Source organism: Aestuariivirga sp., from assembly GCF_044239095.1.
Taxonomy (GTDB): Bacteria; Pseudomonadota; Alphaproteobacteria; order Rhizobiales; family Aestuariivirgaceae; genus Aestuariivirga.
Map to the genome: position 1 here is coordinate 1 of NZ_JBIICB010000036.1, position 22,448 is coordinate 22,448.

At 59.6% G+C, this 22,448-nt stretch carries 18 protein-coding genes and 2 pseudogenes; 13 read left to right on the forward strand and 7 right to left on the reverse strand.

From position 1 onward, the window contains the following. Window positions 1-1,025 precede the first annotated feature (1,025 nt). From istA to ACILRA_RS05405, 5 genes and pseudogenes are all read left to right on the forward strand, one after another. Window positions 1,026-2,321 (forward strand): annotated as a pseudogene (istA, locus tag ACILRA_RS05385) (IS21 family transposase); the annotation flags it as partial. A gap of 143 nt (window positions 2,322-2,464) precedes the next feature. Then, window positions 2,465-2,929 (forward strand): hypothetical protein, encoded by a 465-nt coding sequence (locus tag ACILRA_RS05390; RefSeq protein WP_395661068.1) that lies wholly within the window; start codon window positions 2,465-2,467, stop codon window positions 2,927-2,929. Then, window positions 2,926-3,708, forward strand: a complete 783-nt coding sequence (locus ACILRA_RS05395) for a hypothetical protein (RefSeq protein WP_395661069.1) — start codon at window positions 2,926-2,928, stop codon at window positions 3,706-3,708. The genes ACILRA_RS05390 and ACILRA_RS05395 overlap by 4 nt, the downstream gene beginning before the upstream one ends. 20 nt (window positions 3,709-3,728) lie before the next feature. Beyond that, window positions 3,729-4,001: a hypothetical protein gene (locus ACILRA_RS05400; RefSeq protein WP_395661070.1), complete on the forward strand. Its 273-nt coding sequence runs from the start codon at window positions 3,729-3,731 to the stop codon at window positions 3,999-4,001. Window positions 4,002-4,536: 535 nt separating this feature from the next. Then, the gene (locus tag ACILRA_RS05405; RefSeq protein ID WP_395661071.1) at window positions 4,537-5,697 is read left to right on the forward strand and encodes an amidohydrolase; all 1,161 of its coding nucleotides are present in this window, start codon (window positions 4,537-4,539) and stop codon (window positions 5,695-5,697) included. A 166-nt stretch (window positions 5,698-5,863) separates the two neighbouring features. On the opposite strand, the gene ACILRA_RS05410 is transcribed toward ACILRA_RS05405, so the two are convergent. The 5 genes from ACILRA_RS05410 to ACILRA_RS05430 all read right to left on the reverse strand — a co-directional run bounded on the left by ACILRA_RS05410 (window position 5,864) and on the right by ACILRA_RS05430 (window position 12,070). Further along, window positions 5,864-6,640, reverse strand: coding sequence for a FadR/GntR family transcriptional regulator (locus ACILRA_RS05410; protein WP_395661072.1), 777 nt, complete (start codon window positions 6,638-6,640; stop codon window positions 5,864-5,866). Then, the gene (locus tag ACILRA_RS05415; protein WP_395661073.1) at window positions 6,606-7,583 is read right to left on the reverse strand and encodes an oligopeptide/dipeptide ABC transporter ATP-binding protein; all 978 of its coding nucleotides are present in this window, start codon (window positions 7,581-7,583) and stop codon (window positions 6,606-6,608) included. Before ACILRA_RS05415 ends, ACILRA_RS05410 begins: the two co-directional genes overlap by 35 nt. Further along, window positions 7,559-9,418 carry a dipeptide/oligopeptide/nickel ABC transporter permease/ATP-binding protein gene (locus ACILRA_RS05420; protein WP_395661074.1) on the reverse strand — a complete coding sequence of 620 codons (1,860 nt, stop codon included), beginning with the start codon at window positions 9,416-9,418 and terminating at the stop codon, window positions 7,559-7,561. Before ACILRA_RS05420 ends, ACILRA_RS05415 begins: the two co-directional genes overlap by 25 nt. Beyond that, window positions 9,415-10,362: an ABC transporter permease gene (locus ACILRA_RS05425; RefSeq protein WP_395661075.1), complete on the reverse strand. Its 948-nt coding sequence runs from the start codon at window positions 10,360-10,362 to the stop codon at window positions 9,415-9,417. Before ACILRA_RS05425 ends, ACILRA_RS05420 begins: the two co-directional genes overlap by 4 nt. A gap of 133 nt (window positions 10,363-10,495) precedes the next feature. Next, window positions 10,496-12,070 carry an ABC transporter substrate-binding protein gene (locus ACILRA_RS05430; protein WP_395661076.1) on the reverse strand — a complete coding sequence of 525 codons (1,575 nt, stop codon included), beginning with the start codon at window positions 12,068-12,070 and terminating at the stop codon, window positions 10,496-10,498. Window positions 12,071-12,173: 103 nt separating this feature from the next. On the opposite strand from ACILRA_RS05430, the gene ACILRA_RS05435 reads away from it, so the two are divergent. The 8 genes and pseudogenes from ACILRA_RS05435 to ACILRA_RS05470 all read left to right on the forward strand — a co-directional run bounded on the left by ACILRA_RS05435 (window position 12,174) and on the right by ACILRA_RS05470 (window position 21,081). Next, window positions 12,174-12,836: a DUF1028 domain-containing protein gene (locus ACILRA_RS05435; protein WP_395661077.1), complete on the forward strand. Its 663-nt coding sequence runs from the start codon at window positions 12,174-12,176 to the stop codon at window positions 12,834-12,836. 663 nt (window positions 12,837-13,499) lie between these two features. Continuing rightward, window positions 13,500-14,021 (forward strand): annotated as a pseudogene (locus tag ACILRA_RS05440) (IS630 family transposase); the annotation flags it as partial. A 607-nt stretch (window positions 14,022-14,628) separates the two neighbouring features. Beyond that, window positions 14,629-16,098 (forward strand): amidase, encoded by a 1,470-nt coding sequence (locus ACILRA_RS05445; protein ID WP_395661078.1) that lies wholly within the window; start codon window positions 14,629-14,631, stop codon window positions 16,096-16,098. A 12-nt stretch (window positions 16,099-16,110) separates the two neighbouring features. Further along, window positions 16,111-16,935, forward strand: coding sequence for a transporter substrate-binding domain-containing protein (locus ACILRA_RS05450; RefSeq protein ID WP_395661079.1), 825 nt, complete (start codon window positions 16,111-16,113; stop codon window positions 16,933-16,935). Between the two features lie 78 nt (window positions 16,936-17,013). Next, window positions 17,014-17,673, forward strand: a complete 660-nt coding sequence (locus tag ACILRA_RS05455) for an amino acid ABC transporter permease (protein ID WP_395661080.1) — start codon at window positions 17,014-17,016, stop codon at window positions 17,671-17,673. After that, entirely contained in the window at window positions 17,670-18,320 is a 651-nt protein-coding gene (locus tag ACILRA_RS05460) for an amino acid ABC transporter permease (RefSeq protein WP_395661081.1), read from the forward strand. Before ACILRA_RS05455 ends, ACILRA_RS05460 begins: the two co-directional genes overlap by 4 nt. Window positions 18,321-18,339: 19 nt before the next feature. After that, on the forward strand, window positions 18,340-19,059 hold the full coding sequence (locus ACILRA_RS05465; protein WP_395661085.1) for an amino acid ABC transporter ATP-binding protein: 720 nt from the start codon (window positions 18,340-18,342) through the stop codon (window positions 19,057-19,059). Window positions 19,060-19,071: 12 nt separating this feature from the next. After that, complete coding sequence (locus tag ACILRA_RS05470; RefSeq protein ID WP_395661082.1) at window positions 19,072-21,081, forward strand: aminotransferase class III-fold pyridoxal phosphate-dependent enzyme; 2,010 nt, start codon at window positions 19,072-19,074, stop codon at window positions 21,079-21,081. Here the strand turns inward: ACILRA_RS05470 and ACILRA_RS05475 are convergent. Together ACILRA_RS05475 and ACILRA_RS05480 are read right to left on the reverse strand one after the other, a co-directional pair. Beyond that, complete coding sequence (locus ACILRA_RS05475) at window positions 21,065-21,439, reverse strand: RidA family protein (RefSeq protein ID WP_395661083.1); 375 nt, start codon at window positions 21,437-21,439, stop codon at window positions 21,065-21,067. The two genes, ACILRA_RS05470 and ACILRA_RS05475, sit on opposite strands and share 17 nt — an antisense overlap. 14 nt (window positions 21,440-21,453) lie before the next feature. Then, window positions 21,454-22,448: aldehyde dehydrogenase family protein (locus ACILRA_RS05480; RefSeq protein WP_395661084.1), on the reverse strand; the 995-nt coding region annotated here is incomplete at its 5' end.

Consider the following 22,448-nt stretch of genomic DNA (forward strand, 5'->3'; position numbering starts at 1 on the left):
GCGGGTGTTGCCTTTGTTGACACGGCTGCAGGCAATCGTCTCGACAACGAATTCCTACACCAAATCAACGAATTACGCTACATCCGCCAACCCAAGATCATCGCCCAGACGAATAATCCGGGCTAGTCAGTTCCCCTATCGCGTAGATCTCATCCAAATTGGAATAGTGCTTCAAGACAAGATATGCCTCACAAGTCAACTTCAGCAACAGAGGCAGACGTGATAACTCCTCGCAATCATAGTCAAATAATTCAGCATCGCTACAAACATGGTGTCTAAGCGATTTCCTTATAGACACACCCTCCAAGAGGGCGCCTATTTTGACATCCCAATCTAGCGGCACATCAACGCAACGCGAAATTGTTCTCATAAACAACGAAATGTCTTCTATCAACGAAGGATAAAAGACAAAACACCTCGCAAATCTCTGGGTGCTCAATTCCGCATCGAGGTAATGACGCAACCAAAGAGCAAATGAGTGGGCTATGCTGAAAGAATTTCTCTTGTTTAGCGACCTCGCAACTTCCAGAGGATTTCTTACCACAATTACAAATTTTGGTAAAATACCCAACTCGGCAATTGCTTCCGCGAAAAAATCAGCAAAACGGCTGATTCTGGGATCCTTTATGAGAAGGAGATTACAAGTCTCGTATTCATCACGAATAGTTTTTCTCCATTCACTCGCAATATACGAGTAATTTTTTTGCATATACTTCGTTATTTCGTTTGAAGGGTCAGCCCAAGAACTCCCAGCAAATTTGAACAATAAATCGTGGAATTCCACGAGCTTCGCCGGTTCGAAAAAACCAAGCTCATTATCAAATCTAGCTCCAGTGGTCCTCCGGGGAAGAGCTGCACCGGCCTGATTTAAAGCCCCTGCCACAGCAGAAGTCCCGCTCCTATGCATCCCGATTGTTGTTTTTCAGCGAGAACTGAGCCGACTGGGTGCCTAATTTCCACTGAGAACTGAGCCATGTGAACCTTCCCCTGAAGCATTGAGCGGCGGGGGCAACGGAGTGATCCACATGGGACTTTTGAACATCATCCGCCGGATGCATTTGCGGCAGAAATTGTCGATCCGAGAGATCTCGCGGCGCACGGGGCTGTCGCGGAATACGGTGACGAGGCACCTTGCGGCGAACACGATCGAGCCGATTTTCGCCACACCAGAACGGCCGAGCAAGCTTGACCCCTTGGCGGAGAAATTGGCCGGCTGGTTGAAGACCGAGGCCGGGAAGTCGCGCAAAGAGCGTAGGACCCTGAAGCAGTTGCACGGCGATCTGGTGGCGCTTGGCTTCACCGGCTCTTATGGCCGGGTGGCGGCTTTTGCGCGGGGGTGGCGGACAGATCGTCAGCGTGAGCAGCAGACCACCGGACGCGGGACCTTTGTTCCGCTGTCTTTCCGCCCGGGGGAGGCCTTCCAGTTCGACTGGAGCGAGGACTTTGCAGTACTTGGCGGCGAGCGGGTGAAGCTGCAGATGGCGCATATGAAACTCGCGCACAGTCGGGCCTTCCTGCTGCGCGCCTATCCGTTGCAGACCCACGAGATGCTGTTCGATGCCCATTGGCACGGGTTCCGGGTCCTTGGCGGCGTCCCCACACGGGGTATTTACGACAACATGAAGACCGCAGTGGATCGTGTGGGCCGCGGCAAGGAGCGGCAGATCAACATGCGCTTCCTCGCGATGACGAACCACTATGTCTATGAGCCCGAGTTCTGCAATCCGGCGGCAGGTTGGGAGAAGGGCCAGGTCGAGAAGAACGTTCGGGATTCGCGCCACCAGATATTGCAGGGAATGCCGGACTTCCCAGATCTTCAGGCGTTGAATACGTGGCTGGAGCGGCGTTGCCTGGAACTGTGGCGAGAGACGGCTCATGGCACGCTGCCTGGCACAATTGCCGATGTATGGGCTGAGGAGCAGGCCTCCCTCATGCAGCTGCCTGTCGCCTTTGACGGCTTCATCGAGTTGAGCAAGCGCGTCTCGCCCACCTGTCTGATCAGCTTCGAGCGCAATCGCTACAGCGTTCCGGCGTCCTTTGCGAACCGTCCAGTCAGCCTGCGGGTCTATCCAGACCGGCTGGTCGTGGCGGCCGAGGGCAATATCCTTTGCGAACATCCACGGATCATCGAACGCAGTCACCACCGGCCGCCACGGACGGTTTATGACTGGCGGCACTATCTGGCGGTCGTTCAACGCAAGCCCGGCGCCCTTCGGAATGGTGCGCCCTTTCTGGAATTGCCGCCTGGCTTCAAGCAGTTGCAAGACCACATGCTGCGCAAACCGGGTGGTGATCGTGAGATGGTCGATATTCTGGCGCTTGCCGGAACAAGGAGGCTTTTGCCCATGACCCACATGACCATTGCCCGCAGCTATCTCGGCACAAAGGAGCTGAAGGGCTCTGCCGACAATCCGAAGATCATGGAGATGTACCGCACCGTCGGCCAAATACGTCTCACGGCCACGTGATCTCGGATGTTACCAACCTCCAGAGTTCGCTTGATGCCAAGGCAGGGCTTGCTTCTCCGGCCTTCACTGGCACACCGACCGCACCGTCTGCAGCGGCCTATGCTGACAGCGCGCAGATCGCGACGACCGGCAACGTGTCCGCAACGATCAAGACCATCCCCGAGAATGCCCAGACCGGCACAAGCTATACGCTGGTTCTCCCCGACGCCGGAAAACTTGTGACCCTAAACAATGCTGCGGCGATTACGCTCAACATCCCCACGGAAGCGAGCGTAGCCTTCCCGGTCAATACCCGTGTCGACATCGTTCAGATCGGTGCAGGCCAGGTCACGGTCGGCGGGGCCGGTCTGACGATCCGCTCTTCGGGTTCCAGGCTCAAGCTCGCGGGCCAGTGGTCGGCTGCCACACTTTGGAAGAAGGCGACGAACGAGTGGTATTTGATCGGAGATATTGTCGCATGATCTTGAAACCAACGCTCGCCGCGATGCTCGCTTCCGGCCTCATTGTGCCGGAAACACCGAAACTCGTCCTCCCGAAGCCCGCTATTGTAAAGGCCGAGAACCTGGAGTTCTCCAAGCACATGCTGCTTGGGATGCCTCTCACGATGGCGATGCTGCCGGGAAAGGCATCCGCTGCCCGTACTGTTACTTATCGAGGGTCAGCCGCCATCACTGGGTCTTCAACAACGAAAACTTACACCAATGCTCCTATTGGGACAGCAGCGTCTAATCGCCTTGTCGTGCTTGTTGTTACAATACCGTATACTACACTTTCGACTGGTGCGACTGTCGCTGGCAATGCCATGACATTGGTATCAGCAAATCCTGTTTCTGGACGAGGCGTTTATATCTACGGCCTTGTTGTAACAACAGGAACTACCGCGACCATAGTTAATACAACAGCTGCTAGTGTAGGCGCTTACCCAATGTTTGTTTACACAGTAAGCTTAGGCAGCACATCTGCTACTCCATCAAATACAAAATCTTTTAATGTGTCATCGACTACTGCTGCATCATTTCCGGCTATAACAGTTCCTAATGGCGGCATTTACATCGCTGCCGCAATTTCTGGTGGTAGCGGGGCGTCTAACCTTGTTTGGACCGGAGCTACGGAAAACGCAGAACTAGGCGCAATTCTTGGACGAGCGGGCGTAGCGAGCGGCAATACTGTTGGCTCTGTTACAGTCTCCGTTTCCGGCCTTTCCACAAGCGGCGCTGGTGGCGCTGTTGCTGCTTGGTAATATAGGAGGATAATCCGCGCATGAACTTGAAGCCCGAACTCCTCGCCACCCTCACCAGTCTCGGTATCACCGGGACCGAACTCGACACTCTCAAGGCAAGGATGATGTTCACCGTCACCAGCCTTGAGGCTCAGGTAAGCGCGCTCAACGCTCAGATCGCTACGCTCACCGCCCAGCGCGATGTCGCCCGGCAGGAGCTCGCCGTCGCGCTGGTCACGGCGTCGAAGCTGGTCGATCCGGCGGCGCCGGCGCCGGAGGCGGACGAGACTGAGCCAGTTGCAGCCTTATCATAGCAGGGGAAGGGGCGTGCCGGCAGCGCCGCAGAACCCGCGCGCACCCCGGATGACATGACCGGAACCCCGGCCATGCCCGGCCAGCGAAATCTCAGTCTGGTCTGATGGGCTCCGGACGGGTTCGCCGCCATTCCCACCGCCGCGCTCGATCCGCCCCGCCGTGCAGCTTCTCCCGCGGTCCCCGCGCTTCGTGGGTCCGGGTCCCCTGCAGAGATCATTACCACATTGCACCGGAAAGTCGTTTCCGGAATCGGGCAAGGACTTTCCTACGAGAACTGCCCACAATATCCGGTTACCCGTCAGCCTCCTGTGGGCGCGGCTGACTGGCCGATGCCCCTCTTGCCGGCCTCTTCTCCACGGGCGAGATGGTCTATTCTTGCGCGGCCCCGTGGCCTAAGTCTACTCTGGAGTTGACGCCTTGGTGGCCGGTCATGGCAAGTTACCCGGAAGCCTGCGGCTGAGGACGGCGAGGTCTAGCCCTACAAACAAATCTCGGACACAATGCACAAGATTAACTTGGCTAGGAAAGACGCGGATGCCGGTCATTGAGGCAATTCAGAAGAATGCCCAGCAAATGATAGATCTGTTTCGTGACTTCCACTCTCATCCAGAATTGGGGTTTGAGGAGCACCGGACGTCAAGAATAGTTGCTGAGCGACTTCGCGCTTTTGGGGTGGACGAAGTCGAGAGCGGCGTTGGTGGAACGGGAGTTGTCGGTATCATTCATGGAAAAGGTGGCCATAACCGCCGGATTGGTTTGCGAGCCGATATGGATGCGCTCCCGATCCAGGAAGTGACTGGCCTAGGACATGCATCACAGAATGATGGTGTGATGCATGCCTGCGGCCATGATGGTCACACTACCATGCTTCTGGGCGCAGCCCAGTATCTTGCTGAGAAGCGTAACTTCAAAGGAAGTGTTGTCCTTATCTTTCAGCCGGCCGAAGAGGGATTGGGCGGCGCACGGAAGATGCTGGCTGAGGGACTCTTCAAGCGCTTTCCCTGTGATGAGATCTATGGCCTTCATAACAAGCCAGATGGCAATCGAGGCAAGTTCGGACTTCGCAAGGGGCCAATGATGGCTGGTGCTTCATTCTTCGATGTTATCGTGAGGGGTAAGGGCGGTCATGCCGCCATGCCGGATAAATCGAAGGATGTGATTTACATAGCGACTTCTCTGGTCCAGCATCTGCAGTCTGTTGTAAGTCGTAGTGTCGCGCCTGATGACCCATGCGTCCTGTCTGTCACAAAGATTTCCGCAGGCTCTGCATACAACGTGCTGCCCGACGCCGCGCAGTTGGGTGGAACGTTACGATATTTCTCGCGTGAGGTTCGAGATCTGGCTCAATCGCGAGTAGAAAGTATCTGTACCGGATTTGCAGCCGCGCATGAGGTATGCATCGATATCCAGTTTCGTGAAACAGCCGATGTGCTCATAAACTGTGTGGCACCTGCCGATGCTCTGCTCGCTGCTGCGTGTGAAATCCTCGGAACGGGTCACGTTCATGATAATGAACGTCTCACTGGTGGGGCTGAAGACTTTGCCGACATGCTACGCGAGGTTCCAGGAGCTTATGGTTGGTTAAGTCATGCCGGGACCATGCCTCTCCACAGTCCGGCCTATGTCTTCGATGAGGAGGTCTTACCGCTTGGCGCATCTATCTTGGCCCATGTCGCAGAGCGACAACTTGCCTAGATAACAGTAGGACAATTCGGTTCACGTTGCTGATGGAGTTCCGTTGGAACTGGTGACATCTTCTTCCTGGCTGCGCAGCGTGTACAGTTCTAACGTCTTCATAGTCCATCGTCCATCGTGTTGTCATGTTGGACGGTAGTCGCTCAAACACTGATCCGCTCAACTCTCAGATAATGTCGGACTCAGGAAGGAATTTCTGAGTAACTCCGGCCTCCTGAAGAAGCATGAGTTCGTGGGCATTGCGCATGTGGGCAAGCAATATGGTCTTTGCAGCGCGTGGGTTTCCTGACCTGAGCGCTCTTATCAACCTGGCCTGATAATCGGATCCGGACGCCCAGAGCTTCCGGCTGGTCTTGACATAGAGACGTCTGGAAACCGTAAGGTCTGCCAGCATGTTAGCCGTGAAACGGATGAGGAAGCGCAAGAGGGCGTTTCCGGACATCTCGGCAAGAACGGCATGAAATCTTAAGGAGGCTATGTGATGTGCGCGCTCCTCTTCGACGTTTCGTGCAGGTGTGGCGTACTGCGTCATGACCGCCTCCAGAGAGGCAAGTTGCTCCTCGGTCAACTTGCCTGCAAGTGATGCCGCAAGCTCAGGTTCCAGCGCTTCCCTGATCTGGTAGATGTCGTCGATGGATAGCTGCTGAAAGTAGAAGTAGTTTGCCAATAGCGCGGTCGCGCGTTCCTCTGAAACCTGATGAATGAAAACCCCGCCACCGGGGCCCGTGCGCGACTTCACGAGTCCCTGGGCCTCAAGGATGCGTACGGCTTCCCGAATGGTTCCCTTGGCCATGCTGAAGCGGGTGATGAGTTCGGCTTCCGAGGGAAGCCGGTCTCCCGGCTGCCAGCCATTGTCCATGACCCACTGCTTTATGGCCTCAGCGACTTGCTGCGGGCGCGTCAGGCGTTCAGTGGATGAGCGGATGATGGCACGCGACGGCACGATCTTTCTCCAATTCACGAATAATGGGCATTTTCCTATGGCATAAGTCTGTGGCTGATGGACAGCGCCGCGAAAAAGGGCAGCCTGGCGGGGGATTTAACGGGTCCGGCAGTTCATCCGCCCGGGCAGATGGGATGCGCCGGCCAGATTTCGGCGCGCTGTCGGACAGCAGCTTTGTATATGGATGAAGCGGACGTGCAAGAACCGCCCGTGAAAGCCCCAATTCGACAAGATGGCCGAAATACAGCACGGCGATCCTGTCGCTGACCGCTTCGATCACCGCAAGGTCATGACTGATAAAGAGATAGGTCAGGTCCATGCGTGACTTCAGTGACGACAGGAGATTGAGAACCTGCGCCTGGACTGAGACGTCAAGGGCAGAGACAGGTTCATCCAGCACTAGAACCTGGGGATCGGCTGCAAGTGCTCTGGCGATGACTATCCTCTGCGCCTGGCCACCTGAGAACTCGTGAGGGTACCGCGTCAATACACCCTGGTCGAGATTTACCGAGTTAAGCAGGCCTGCGATCCTCGCTGAGATCGCAGCATCCTCCAGACAATGGAGAAAGCGCAGCGGCGCCTCCAGGACCTGGCGAATGGTCTTTCTCGGATTGAGGCTGGAAAGCGGATCCTGGAAGACATATTGCACGGTCATGCCAAGTTTCCTCGAAGCAATCGCGTTCAGTGGCTTGCCATGAAACTCAATGTGTCCCGAGGACGGCGCCAGCAGCCCAGCCAGCATGCGGGCGAGGGTGCTTTTCCCGCAACCCGATTCTCCGACGATCCCGAGTGTTTCGCCCTGCGCGACGTCAAGTGACAGGGGCTGCAGTGCATGAACAACCGCTCGTGGCGAAAGAAGGAAACCTCCGCTCGCCTGATAGCGCTTCGACAGCCCCGTCACGCGCACCGCCACCGGCATCACAGGTTCTCCGGAAACAGGCATCGCACGGCTCTTTCCTTGCCAGCGAGTGGTATGGAGCCGGTGCGGCAGGGGTCGCGGACTTTATCGCACCTGGGTGCGAAGGTGCAGCCTTGCGGAAGGCTTGCCAGCGCAGGAGGCAAGCCAGGGATTGCCTGGAATGACCGGCTTGTGCTCCCGAGGTTCGGCACGCATGCAATGAGACGCCTTGTGTAGGGATGCCAGGGTGATGACAGGATGTCCGCAGTGGCGCCGGTCTCGACGATCTGGCCGGCATACATGATCGCAACCCGGTCACAAAGCTGCTCCACCACGCCAAAGTCATGCGTGATGAACAATACCGACAGCTGGCGCGACTTGCGGAGTGCGGCGAGAAGCCCGAGAATCTGCGCCTGGATCGTTACATCGAGCGCGGTCGTCGGTTCGTCAGCAATGATGATGTCAGGGTCATTCGCCAATGCCATGGCAATGGAGACCCTCTGGCGCATTCCACCGGAAAGCTCATGTGGGAATGCCTGGGCCCGTGTTTCAGGATTGGGGATGTTCACGTCTGCGAGTAGCTTCAGCGCCCTGCTGCTGGCTTCGGCCCTGCCGACCGGCGCGTGCACGCGGATAGCCTCGATCAGCTGATCGCCGATCCGGTAAAGCGGATGGAGCGTGGATAGTGGGTCCTGGAAAACATAGGATACGCGTTTGCCGCGAAGGCTGCGAAGCAATCCATATGGAGCGCCGATGAGATCCTGGCCATCTAGCCTGATCGCTCCTCCGGTTATGATGCCGGGAGGAGATGCCACCAGACCCATGATCGAAAGCGCAGTTACCGTCTTGCCGGATCCGCTTTCACCAATGAGCCCAAGACATTCTCCCGGCTCTAGTTGCAGCGAGACCTGATTTACCGCGCGGTAGGACCGGCCTTCTGAAGCGAATTCGGTTACGAGTGAATCGACCGTCAGCAACGCCCTGCCCGTAGTCGGCGGTACGCACTTCCGGTCGTGGCGGGTGAGGGGCAGGGGCCGGGAAAGTGGACCCGTCCGCAGTCTGGGATCGAGGGCGTCGCGGATGCCATCGCCAAGAAGATTGACCGACATCACAATCAGCAGGATCATGATGCCGGGGGCCAGTGAGGTATGTGGCGCGGTGATGATCGCCGACCGCGCTTCTCCCAGCATCGAGCCGAGATCGGCTTGTGGAGGCTGGCTGCCGAGGCCCAGGAAGGAAAGCCCCGCTGTTTCCAGAATCATCCATCCAAAGGTCGTGGATATGGCGATGACGGCCATGGGAAAGACGTTCGGGAAGACCTCGGATATCATGATCCGGGCGGTGCTCATGCCGCTCAGCCGCGCCGCGTCGATGAATTCGCGGTGCGAGATCGATTTTGTGACTCCTCTGATATTCCGGGCAAAGAAGGGGATGTTGACGATGGCGACGGCGATGAGTGCATTTACCAGACCGGGGCCGAGGACCGCGACGATCGCTAGGGCGAGCAGGATGTAGGGAAAGGCCATCAGCATGTCGACTGTCCGCATGAAGGCATTGTCGATCTGACCGCCCAGGAAGCCGGCAACAAGGCCAATTGCGGCCCCCAGAATGGCTGCAATCATGGCTGCTGCCAAACCAACCGCAAGCGAGAGGCGCGTTCCCCACAGAAGCCGCGACAGGATATCTCGTCCAAGGTGGTCAGTGCCAAGCGGATAGTGCTCGGAGAGTGGGCGCAGGAAGCGATTGGCCGTGTCGGTCTCATTTGGCGGATGGAGGGGGAGGAGAGGGGTGATCAACGCTGCAAAGACAATGAGAAAGAGGATGGCCGCCCCGAATACAGCAAGACGATTGCGGCCCAATAGGCGAAGAAACTGCTTCACGAGCGGATCCTCGGATCCAGGACGCTCTGGACGATATCTACGATGATGTTGAACAGCACGTAGCAGGCGGCAACGAAGATCACGCCGCCCTGCACAAGGAGAATGTCCCGTTTGAGGATGGCATCGATCAACATCCGGCCAAGTCCCGGCCATTGAAAGACCATCTCGATGTAGACGGACCCGGACAACACAAACCCTGCCTGTATGCCGAGAAGCGGGATCACGCTCACCATGGCCGCTTTGAGAGCGTGCCGCCACACCACCCCGCTTTCGTGCACGCCCTTGGCGCGGGCTGTGCGGATGAAGTCCTGGCGGAGAACCTCGAGCATCGCGCTGCGGGTAAAGCGTGCGATGACACCCGTTGCGACGAAAGAAAGCACGAGCGATGGCATGAGGAGGTGACGCAAGAGGTCTGCAACTCCCCCCGTTCCCCAGCTCGAGTACATTCCCGATGCCGGCAACCACTGTAGCGACACGGCGAAGAGCAGGATCATCATCATGCCGAGGAAGAATGAAGGAACCGATATCCCAAGGATGACGGCGAACGTGACGGCTGTATCCGCAAGGCTGTACTGCCTGGAGGCTGAGATGACCCCTGCGACGATGCCCATCACCGAGCAGATGACGAAGGCGGTGCCTGCCAGGACCAGTGTTGCTGAGAAACGGTCAAGGATTTCGTCCAGAACGGGGCGGTTCAGCGCATAGGAGCGGCCGAGATCTCCGTGCAGCAAGTTCAGCAGCCAGATGAAGTATCTCTGCCAGAGCGGAGCGTCCAGACCAAGGTAGCGGTTGAGCCTTTCGACATTCTCCGGGGTCGCATAGGAACCGAGGATCGCCGTTGCCGGGTCGCCGGGAATCAGGGACAGAACCACGAACACGATGATGGAGATGCCGGCCAGGACCGGAAATGCCGAAACGAGACGTTTGAGGATATATACGCCCATGCGCGCGGGCTCCAACAGGCTGGCCGGAGGATAAGCCTCGGGGGCCGGCCGGGGTTCTGTCAAGCATTCGAGTGCCAGCCGGAAGGCGAGCGGGGAGGCGCCTCAGCCTCCCCGGGCCCGATCGATTGAGATCTCAGGCCTTCGAGACACCGGAGAGCAGCAGGAAGAATGATGGCTCGAGCCCGAAATTCCTGACGCGCGCGGAGGTGACGGCGTTTTGCTTCCAGTTGGCGATGAACACCCATGGCGCATCCGACTGCACGATCGACTGCATATCGCGATAGAGCTTGGCACGTTCGTCTTGACTGGTGGAAGCGCGGGCTGCCTCCAGCAGTTTGTCCACCTCCGGATTGGAGTAGTAGCCAGAGTTGAAGCCGCCCTTTTCCGGCCAAGCATCGGTTCTGAGTGCGAGGAAGGGCAGAGTATCTGGATCATTGGTCATCCATGCCATCTGTGCCATGTCGGCCTTGCCGGCCAATCCCGGGTTGACCCGCCCAAGAAACGTATTCCATTCGTAGGTTTCGATCTTCACGTCGAAGCCGACGGCCGCGAGGTCTGCCTGTATTGCGGTGCCCATGGCCACGGGGTCCAGCATTCCCGAGCCGCCTTCCGTAACGTAGAAGGTCAGCTTCGCACCTTCCGCCCCGGCTTCCTTGATCAGGGCGCGGGCTCGATCCGGATCATAGGGATAGGGCTTCAGGTCAGAATTGTAAGCCCATGAGAAGGCTGGCGGCGTTGGGCCGGCGGCGACGGTGGCAGTCCCCTCGAGAACGTTGTTCGCAATCGCCTCCTTGTTGATGGCATAGTTCGCAGCTTGGCGCACGCGGACGTCAGCGAAGGGACCCTCCTTCGCGTTCAGGATCAAGAACCATACATGAGGGCCTGCCTGCTCCACTATCGTATAGCTGCCACCCTTGAATTGCGACAATGAAACGGGAGGCACTTCGACCATGATGTCAATGCCACCGGAGAGCATCTCGGCCACTCGTGTGTTGGGGTCGGTGATCGGGCGGAAGACGATGGTCTCGGAGGCGGCTTTCGGGCCCCAGTAGGCGTCATTCCGGGTCACAACCACCCGCTCGTTCGAGACCCATTCCGCGAAGCGGAACGGGCCTGTACCAGAGGGGGTTCGGCCGAAGTCGGCACCGTGCTTCATGACCGCTGCCGGAGAGACAATTAGCCCGGTCGGATAGGCCAGATTGGACAGGAATGGTGCGTAAGGCTCTTTCAGTGTGAAGCGCACTGTCCTTGGGTCCAGGGCTTCAACCTTCGAAACGGCCGAGAAGAAGAAAGAGAGCGGAAATGGACCGGTCTTGTGGTAGGGGTGGTCTTCCTTCAGCATCCGCTCGAAATTGAAAACTACCGCCTCGGCGTCGAGTGGGCTCCCATCATGAAACGATATCCCCTCGCGCAGTTGGAAGGTATAGGTCTTTCCTCCGTCGGTGATGTCCCAGTTCTTGGCCAGGGCAGGTTCCACTTCCAAAGTTCCCGAGCGGTACCGGACCAAGCCATCATAGACGTTCATCAGGATACGGAAGTCATTGACCGCCGTCACTGCATGGGGATCGAGGGATTGAGGCTCCGCAACCTGCCCGACGACGAGCACATTTGGCGGCGTTTCCGCCCATGCGTGTTGGGTTAGCGTGAGGGCCGCAAGCGCAGCGGACAAGCGTCCAAGGTTGCGGCGGGAGATCATGGGCAACGTCATGCAGAGGCTCCTTCCATTATCAGCTGCGGAATAATTTATCATTATAATTTGCCAGCGTCAAATTTTTCATGATAAACTCTCGAAAACATCAGAAAGGTGCTTCGTGACTTTTTCGATTCTTGCCCGTGATCCCGAGACGGGTGCTCTTGGCGGTGCATCGGCGACTGGCAGCCTCTGCGTGGGCGGATGGGTGCTTCGGGGCGACTCCCGCGCGGGCATGACCGCGTCCCAAGGAGCTGCCCCCTCAACGATGTGGGGCGAGGACACCCTAGAACTCATGCGGGATGGCATGTCTGCTGCAGACGCGGTAGCTCATGTGACTGGAGCTGACTCCGGCAACGAATGGCGGCAGTTGGCTGCGTTGGACCGGCGTGGTCATGTGGCCAGTCATACTGGCCGACAAAACACAGAGTGGCACGGCTCGATTGAGCAAGACGAATTGGTCGTGGTAGGCAATCTACTTTCGAGCGGAGATGTCCTCGAGGCCCTTCGTGACGCTTATCTTGCCGCAGCGGGTGGCCTTAGCGCTCGCTTGCTAGCAGCCCTTGCTGCTGGCGAGGCCGCTGGAGGTGATGTTCGGGGTCTGCAATCGGCCGCCTTGCTGATCGTATCTGATAATCGTCCGCCACTGACACTGAGGATTGATTGGGCAGAGCAGCCGGTGCTCGCGCTGTTCGACCTACACCAGCGTAGTCAGACCGGGGAGTATGCGACATGGCTCGAGCGCGTACCCACACGCAGAAACCCAAGTCTTTCATTGAAGTGACGCCTGTCAAGAGACACCCAGTCTTGCGAGCAAACGCTACGCCCAGTTTTATGAGGACCCTGTAAACGGAAGCTGCCTCAGACGGGGGCTCTGACTACCAGGATTCAGATCGCCCCAGAAGGAGACAAGAGCCGCAGTCTCTACCTGGCGGGAAGAAGCGCAATCCTTCGTAAACGAGCCTAAGGGGCAATTTCCGCAATCACCCCATATACTTCGTTTCTCCCCGCCCGGACAGTTCGTCCCCAGCACCTCCCTCTCCGCCATCTAGCCCTTCGGCAAATCTCTCTCGCCGAAATCTGACGGTCGAAAATCCCCAGTATTTGCGTGCTTCTTTGCGAAAAGCTCCTGACTGTCGGATTGGCCATGAGGCCGAATTTCGTCTCTCTCGGCCACACATTCTCCAAACCTCCTGACTGCCCGGAAAAAGTACGGCGGCGATAGGCCTCTGAAATAGCTTGGTTTTCCTATTGCCTAACTGCCGTACTTTGCATCTTCCATCCGGTGCGCGAGAGGCTCTGTCATCCAACCTGTACAATGCCCGCGAGCTTGTGATGGCGCCCAAAACTTAGGCTTGGGTTCATGTCCGGGATTCTTTCGGTGCTGGAATCAAGGGGGTCGGCTTTCCCGACCAAGAGACGCGGAGAGATCTCTTGGCGCGCGTGGCAGCTATGGTTCCAGGACGAGGCCCGCATCGGTCAGAAGAATGGCATCGTCCGCCAATGGAGCAGGCGTGGATCGAGGCCCCGCCAACCGGCCGATCAGCGCTATGAGAATGCCTATCTCTTTGGCGCCATATGTCCGGCACGTGGAACTGGCGCAGCGATTGCCGTGCCATATGCCGACACTGAGGCCATGCAGATGCATCTCAATGAGATCTCCCGCCATGTCGCCAGGGGTGCCCACGCCGTTCTGCTTCTCGACCGGGCCGGATGGCACACAACGAGCAAACTCGACGTGCCCGATAACATCACGCCAATTTTTCTGCCTTCGCGTGCGCCCGAACTCAATCCCGTCGAAAACATCTGGCAGTACCTTCGTGCCAACTGGCTCTCCAACCGCGTCTTCGAAACTTACGTCGAGATCATCGAGGCTGCATGCGACGCCTGGCAGAAGCTCATCGCCAAACCAGAGACCATCACCTCAATCGGAATGCGCCAATGGGCTCATGTCGGTCAGACCCAATGACCGTTGGTATTAGCCCTTGGACAAATCTCTCTCCTTGGATTCCGAGCGCTCAAAATCGCCAGTATTTCCGGGCTTCTCTGCGAAAAGCTCCTGACTGCCGGAATAGCGGGTCGGTCGATTTTGGTCTCTCTTTGCCCGATATTCTCCGAACCTCATGACTGCGCGGAATAAGTACGGCGGCAATAAGCTATTGATTAAAATGACTATTTTATGTTGGTTGTCGCCGTGCTTTGGTTAGTCCAAGCGGCATGCGGAAGGGTTCCGTATCGAATCTGAACAGTCGATGGGCTCGTCCCCTCATAAACGGTTCAGGGATACGTATTGACTCAAACAAGTGGCCGAAATCTATGTTGGCTTTAGGAGGTTGTTGAGCCTGTCAGCACAGCGAAAACCTGAATGTGTCCGTTGCCTGGCGTGGATAAGTTCGAGATACATCAGCGGTTTGTAGTTTGTAACGACCAGCTCAAACCTTTGGCGCTTTGAAAGACCCTCCATGAACTCACGGCCATCACTCCGAAGGGTATTGCAGTATCTCCAGTCGCTTCCCCCTTGACATCCATATTGTTAACAATCAACAATCGACGTAGATCAAGGTCGTCTGGAGCCCATGGCTGAAATCCACGCATTGTCCGCTGTCGAACTCCGGCGTCTGATTGGAGCGCGGAAACTCTCGCCGGTCGAGCTGATGCGCCATTGCCTGGGCCGGATCGAGAGGCTCAATCCGCTGCTGGTGGCCTTCTGCGACATGCGTCCCGAGCAGGCGCTTCGCGAAGCCCGGGCGGCGGAAGAGGCGGTGATGCGGGGCGATGAGCTAGGCCGCCTGCACGGGCTGCCGATCGGCATCAAGGACATGAACGACGTCGCGGGCCTCGCTACCACCTATGGTTCGCATCTCTATAAGACCAATGTCGCGGCAGAGGACGAGTTCATAGTTGCCCGTCTGAAGCGGCAGGGCGCCATCGTCGCGGGCAAGACCAATATTCCCGAGCTTGGCTTTGGCGCGACGAGTTCCAATCCGCTGTGGGGCACGACGTGTAATCCGCATGACGTGCGTTACACGTCGGCGGGCTCGTCCGGGGGAACGGCGGTGGCGCTGGCAGCGGGGCTGGTTCCCCTTGCCATGGGCTCCGACTTCGCGGGCAGTCTGCGCACCCCGGCATCCTTCAACGGCATCACCGGAATTCGTCCCTCGGCGGGAACAGTCGCCAATGAGCGCCGCGCCTTTGGCTTCTCTCCCTTCAACGTCGAAGGGCCGATGGGACGGGAGGCAAAAGACGCACGCCTGCTGCTCGCCGCCATGGCGAGCCAGGAAAGCTTCGATCCGCTAAGCTTTGCGACTGATCCGCAGTGGGGCGGGCCCGCGCGGCCCGTGGACCTGTCTAGGCTGAAAGTTGCGGTCTCGGAGGACCTCGGCTTTGCTCCGATGGACAATGGCGTGCGGCGCGACTTCCGCGCAAAGCTCGGGCGGTTTGGCCACTGGTTCCGCACCATCGGCGACGCGTGCCCCGATCTTGCCACTGTCGACAGGGTTCTGGCGGCCATGCGTAGTCTCGAGTTCGTCCATGACTTCAAAGAGATCTACGACCGGGACAAGAGCGCGCTGGCGCCCAACGTGCAGTTCGAGGTCGAGCGCGGGCTGAAGGTGGAGATCGGCGAGGTCGCCTGGGCGACCGGCGAACATTCCCGTATCCATCGCCGCAGCCAGGCTTTCTTTGAGGACTGGGACATGCTCGTGACGCCGGCCGCCTCCGTCCATCCTTTCCGGCACGAGGCGGAGTGGCCGAAGGAAATCAATGGCCAGAAAATGGCGAACTACCTGCGCTGGGAGGCGATTGCCTATGGCGTGACGCTGATGGGAAACCCCGCGGTGGTCATTCCCTGCGGCAAGGGTAGTGACGGTCTTCCATTCGGCATCCAGATCGTCGGGCGCCTGCATCACGACGCATTCCTCGCGGATGCCGCGGTGACGCTCGAGGCTCTGTTCGAACAAGACGATGAGCTTCGCCGGCCGCGGCCAGACTTCGGCCGGCTCGAAGAACAGGCAAGAAGTCTGGGACATAATGAACGTAACCCCTGAAGGGAGGGAAACATGAAGTTACTATGGTCACTCGCGATCGCCGCAGGCCTGGCGCTGTCAATCGCCGCTCCGGCCTCGGCCGGAAAGCTCGACGACATCAAGGCCAAGGGTGAAATCAAATACGGCCTCGAAGCGCAGTACAGGCCCTTCGAGTTCCGCGACGAGAACAACAACATCGTCGGCTACGACATCGACCTGGCCGATGCCTTCGCCAAGTCGCTCGGCGTTAAGGCCGTGCCCATCGACACCAACTGGTCCACGGTGATCCAGTCGCTCTACAATGGTGACTTCGACATGATTCAGGGCGGCATGACCGCCACGCAGAAGCGCTTCGAGAAGGTCAACTTCTCGGTGCCCTACATGGATGCCGCGTCTGGCCTCATGATGAAGAAGGATGGCGGGCCTACCGACTTCAAAGGCCTGAACGGCAAGGCCGTCGCCGCCGGCAATGGTACGCCGCAGATCAAGATGTTGCAGGACTGCGCCGCCGCCGCCGGCATCGCCTTCGACGGCGAGATCCAGACCTTTGATAACGACGCACTTGCCTATGAGGCCATGAAGTCCGGCCGCATCGCCGGATATGCCTCCACCATCGTGTCGCTTCTGGAAGGCCAGAAGGCCAACCCCGATCTCAAGGCCATGTCGTGGAACTGCGACGGCAAGTTCGGCGGTGAGTGGACGGCGGCGGCCTTCCGCAAGGAAGACGAAGACCTGCGCGCGGCCTTCGACGCCTTCATCCTCGAGTCTAAGAAGAACGGCCTGCTCAATGACCTCCAGATGAAGTGGTTCGGCCAGTCCTTCGTCGAGGCCCTGCCCGACAAGGCTCCGGCCTGGTAAGGTCGGCCGATTTACCCCGCCGCCGTCATGGCGGCGGGGACTGGCTCGACAGCAAGCAAAAAGATGGATCCGGTCTTCATGTTCGATGTCTTGGTGCGGCTTATCCCGCCACTGGGACTGACCATCGCGCTTTCCTTGACGGCGCTGCTGATCGCAACGCCGATTGGGCTTGGACTTGGCATGCTGCGGGCCACGCTCACGGACGGGTCTATCGCGGCCCGCATTCTCGATCTCTACGTCTTCGTGGTGCGCGGCACCCCGATCCTGATCCAGATCTTCGCTGTATATTTCCTGCTTCCCATGACCGGGCTGAAGCTCCCGCTGTTCTGGATGGGTGTGCTGGCGCTGGTGTTTAATTCGGCGGGCTATCAGATCGAAATTGCCCGCGCAGGGGTCAATTCGGTGCCGCGGGGCCAGTGGGAGGCTGCGGCGGCGATCGGGTTCAACCGGTCGCAGTCGCTTCTGACCTTCATCCTGCCCCAGGCAGCACGCCGCATGGCGGGGCCGGTGATGAACGAGCTCTCGCAACTCATCAAGGCGTCCTCCGTCCTCTCGGTCATCACACTCTATGAATTGCACAAGGCATCGGAGGCGATTATCTCGGCCAATTTCCGCTTCGTCGAAGTTCTCATCGTCGAGGGCTTCTGGTACTTCGTTTTCGTCTATACGCTTGTCATAATCGCCCAGCGCATCGAGGGGCGCTTCTCGGCCTCCGGCGGGCTGGCGGAGCAGCGATGAGCCTGAGCCTGACATCCTTTCTGGAGGTGATGCCGCCCTTGCTGAAGGCGGCCGTTGTCACGGTGGAGATCAGCATACTGTCGCTGGCATTCGCCTGCGTGATCGCGCCGCCGCTTGCCATCGCTCGCATGATCGGGCCCTGGCCGTTGCGGTTTGCAGTCTCGGTGCTGGTTGAGGCTGTGCGCGGTGTTCCGCCTCTTGTCGTCATCGCCTTCGTCTATTTCGCGCTTCCGGCCATCGGTCTGACGTTCAGCGGCTTCTGGACGGGGGTTACCGCGCTGACGGTTGTGGGTGCAGTCTATGCCGTCGACATCGTGCGCTCCTCCATCGAGAGCCTTGGCCGCGGCCAGAAGGAGGCCGCCCTGGCGCTTGGATTTCCGGTCTGGCGGGCCTATCTCGAAATCCTGTTTCCGCAAGCGCTGAAACGCATCCTCCCGCCGCTCACCAACGAACTCGCGAATGTGATCAAGGCCTCGGCCCTTCTGTCGGTCATCTCCGTGAATGAAATAAGTCACGTCGGCCAGGGCCTGATCTTCGAGACGTTCATCGTCGTCGAAATCATCATACAGATGGCCGTCCTCTACCTGATCATCGTGGGATGCCTGTCTGCCCTGTCGAGAGCCCTGGAGCGCCGCCTTGCACACTGATCCGAATGCGCTTCTCGCCATGAGAGGCATCACCAAGAGCTATGGGGCCTTCAAGGCGCTGGACAACGTCGACCTCGACCTGCGCCGTGGGGAAAAGCTCGTCGTCTGCGGACCTTCGGGCTCCGGAAAGTCCACGCTCATCCGCTGCATCAACCGCCTCGAGGAGCCGGAACTTGGATCGATCGCCATCGAGGGCGAGGAGGTGGGCACCAGCGGTGCTGAACTGATCGCCCTCAGGCGGCGGGTCGGCATGGTGTTCCAGCAGTTCAACCTGTTTCCGCATCTCCCGGTGATCGACAACATCACCATCGGCCCGCGGCGCCTGAAGGGCATGTCCCGCGCGGAAGCCGTGGAAAGGGCCATGGCGCTTCTTGAGCGGGTGAAGCTCTCCGACCAGGCGAGCAAGCTTCCATCGCAGCTTTCGGGCGGCCAGCAGCAGCGCGTGGCCATCGCCCGCGCGCTGGCGATGGAGCCCGTCTTGATGCTGTTCGACGAGCCGACATCCGCGCTCGACCCCGAGATGATCAAGGAAGTGCTCGACGTGATGCTTGAACTGGGCCAGCAAGGCATGAGCATGATCGTGGTGACCCACGAGATGGGATTTGCTCGGCGTGCGGCCGACCGCATCGTCTTCATGGACAAGGGCCGCATCGTTGCAGGTGCGCCGCCGCGGGAGTTCTTCGACAATCCATCGCACCCGCGGCTGAGGCAGTTCCTTGACAATATTCTGGGACACTGAGAGGGGCTGAGAGTGACGAGACCGCAGCGGATCGCCTTCATCTGGCCCAATGACGGGCTGAACGACGATGAGTTCTGGGCCTATGTGCCACCTGGCGTCTCGTGGCTGACGACGCGTTATCCCGGAACCCTGGAGGGGCACGGCCTTGACCGGGAAACGTTCCTCGCTTCCGCGGAACTCGGCCCGATGATCGCGGCGGCCCGGCTCATGCGGCCCCTGCGGCCCGATGTCGTGGCGCTGGGCGACCATGCGGGCTCTTTCATCAAGGGTATCGGCGGGGATGAGGCGCAAGCCGCGGCCTTGGCCGAAGCCGCAGGCGCCCCACACGCCACAACACCTGCGACCGCCATGGTGGCCGCGCTGAGGCACCTCAACGCCAGGCGCATCGCGGTCACCTCTCCCTATGACCGGGAGGTGACGGATGCGGGCATTGCCTTTCTCGAGGCGCATGGCTTCGAAGTTGTGGCCGTCGAACGGGAAAGCCTCACGGACGAGCATGAGATCGCCTCGCGCGACGCCTGGGCCTGGCGCGATCTGGCCCTGAAGGCCGACCACAGGGAGGCAGAGGCCATCGCCTTGTTCGGCTGCGGGATACGCACTGCCGGCATGCTGCCTGACCTTGAAATGGCTGCTGGAAAGCCCGCGGTTCCGGCCACGGCCGCACTCGTCTGGCATGCCTGCAGCCTTGCCGGCATGCGGCCCAGCAAGCCTGGACTGGGGAGGTTGTTCGCGCCGCTTGTTCCGGAGTTCGAAACGCAGCACCTGCATCACGCGCTGGGCCTGCATCTGTCGACCGGCACGAAATCCTTCGCGCTTAGCAGAACGCCGCCGCTCTTCGTGTCGGGGGCTGGAACCTGGCTGACCGATACGCAGGGCAGGCATTACCTCGATTTCGCCTGCGGTTCGGGCACGACGGTGCTTGGCCATGGCCACCCCGCCGTGATGCGCGCCATCCGGGAACAACTCGACTCCGGTGTCACCCATCTGGGGCCGCATTTCCATGCGCCGGTGCAGATCAGGCTGATGGAGCGGCTGGCCTCCGTATTGCCGTCCGAACTCGGCGTGTTTCACCCCGTGACCAATGGCACGGAGGCGGTGGAGGCCGCGCTCAAGGCAGCGATCCACGCAACCGGGCGCCGCCGCTTCATCGCCTTCGAAGGGGCCTATCATGGCAGAACCCTGGGTTCGCTCGCGCTTTCGCATGCGAGGGGCAGTAATGCCGTGCTGGGGACCCTTGTCCCTGACACCACTCATCTGCCCTATCCTCTGACAGCTGAGAACGCCAGCCATCTGACGGCGCGCCTTGGTGAGGAACTGGCGCGGGGAGATGTTGCAGCGGTGATCGCCGAACCGGTGCAGGCGACGGCCGGCATGCGTGTTCCTGCGCCTGGATGGCTCCACGCTGTTCGCAAGGCCACGGAGAAGGCGGGAACATTGCTGATCATGGATGAGGTGTTCACCGGCTATGGCCGCACCGGGCGCCTGTTTGGTTTTGAGTGGAGCGACGAAGTCTCGCGGACAGGCATCGTTCCTGATCTGCTGGTGCTCGGCAAAGCGGCAAGTGGCGGCATTCCCGGCGCCATTCTCGCAGGCCGCCGGGACATATTGCAGGGTTGGAAGCCTGGCGTACAGTCCTCGACGTTCCAGATGCATCCCGTGTCTGCAGCAGCATCGCTGGCTGTTCTGGAAGAACTCATCGGCCATGACTACCCGGCGCGGGCGCTGGCTGCCGGAGAACGCATGCGTGCAGCGATCGGGGCGGAGGCTGCGCATTTGCCTGGCTTCGGCGGGATCTCCGGCGTGGGGGCGATGATCGGCGTGGCCGTCACCGATCCCGCAGGCGATCCCGATCAGGAGCTGACGCGAGCGATCCGCGCCAAGGCCCTTGGTGAAGGGCTGATAACCTGGGAGTGCGGCACGCATGGCCATGTCATCGGCCTAGTGCCGCCGCTCACCGTGAGCGACGGCGAGATCGATCGAGCCGCGGGCATTCTGGGGCTGGCTTTCAGGCGAGCGCGATAAGGGAGATCTCGACCAGCGCGCCCTCGCCGATATCGCGTACCTCGACGAGATTGCGAGCCGGCGGCTGATCGCCAAAGGTTTCGCGGAAGACCGTGTTGACAGCGTGCTTGACCGACAGGTCAGTGACATAGACCCAGGTCATCATGACCTTCGAAGGCCCTGAGCCTGCCGCCCTCAGGATCTCGAGGCAATGCTGCATCGAAAGGCGCGCCTGCGCCTCCCCGCCTTCCACGATGTGCCCGCTCGAGGGGTCGCGTGGCATCTGCCCAGAAACGAAGACCAGCCCGTTGCCCCGTGTTGCAACCGAAACCGGCGAGGTGGAGGCAGGCGCGTTGGCGGTGACGATCAGTTCCCTCACGTGTTTCGCTCCACTTAAGTCCACCGCTGGTTCACGGTGGTGATGAATTCCTCGAGACCCCACCGTCCGCCTTCGCGGCCGATGCCTGCCGTGCCGAAGCCTCCGGTTGGTACATCGGGGCCCTGAATCCTGGTGGTGTTGACGCCGATTGAGCCAAACCGCAGCATGGCGATCTCCTCCAGGCGCGGCTCGCCATAGACGTAGCAGGCAAGTGCCTGGGTTTCCCTTGCGGCGGTGGCGAAGGCCGCCGTCTGGTCAGGCACGGATGTGAGCGACATCAGCGGACCGAAAGCTTCATGCGAGCAGAGCGCAGCATCGTTCTCAACGACCGTTGGCGGAAAGGCGCAGGCCGCTGCTATGGCGCCGGGAGTGCCGAAGCTGTGGACAGCGCCTGATCTCGCGCTCTCAGCTACCAGCGCGCGCAGGGACTCCACTGCCTGGTGTGTGCGCACGGGTCCCATTGTGACGCCCGAGTCGGACGCACCATATGTGACCTGCGACAGCCGGGCGAACAAGGCCTCGCGGAATGCAGCATGAAGGCTCTCGATGACGTAGATCCGGTTCTGCGCCGAGCAGGCTTGCCCGGCGGCGCGCAGCTTGCGGGCGACCGCGTCGTCTGCCGCACGTTGCACGTCAGCGCCCTCGATCACCAGAAACGGATTGTTACCGCCGAGTTCGAGGACGAGGCGCTTGAGGCTTCCCGCCGCCGCCGCGGCGAGTGCTTTACCGGTACTGGTCGATCCGGTGAAGCTTAGTACACGGAACGCGGGATCACGCACGAGCCTGTCGAGAGCGGATCGATCGGTGTGGTTCACCAAGCCGAGCACATCGCCGAGCCCGGCCTTGTCAATACACGCGAACAGTTTTGCTGCGGTGAGGTGTGACAGCGAGGATGGTTTGACGATTGCGGGACAGCCACAGGCCATTGCCGGCGCGATCTTGCGGGTTATTCCGGCCAGAGGATCGTTGAACGGGGTGATGAGCAGGGCAGGGCCTGCAGGCACGGCCT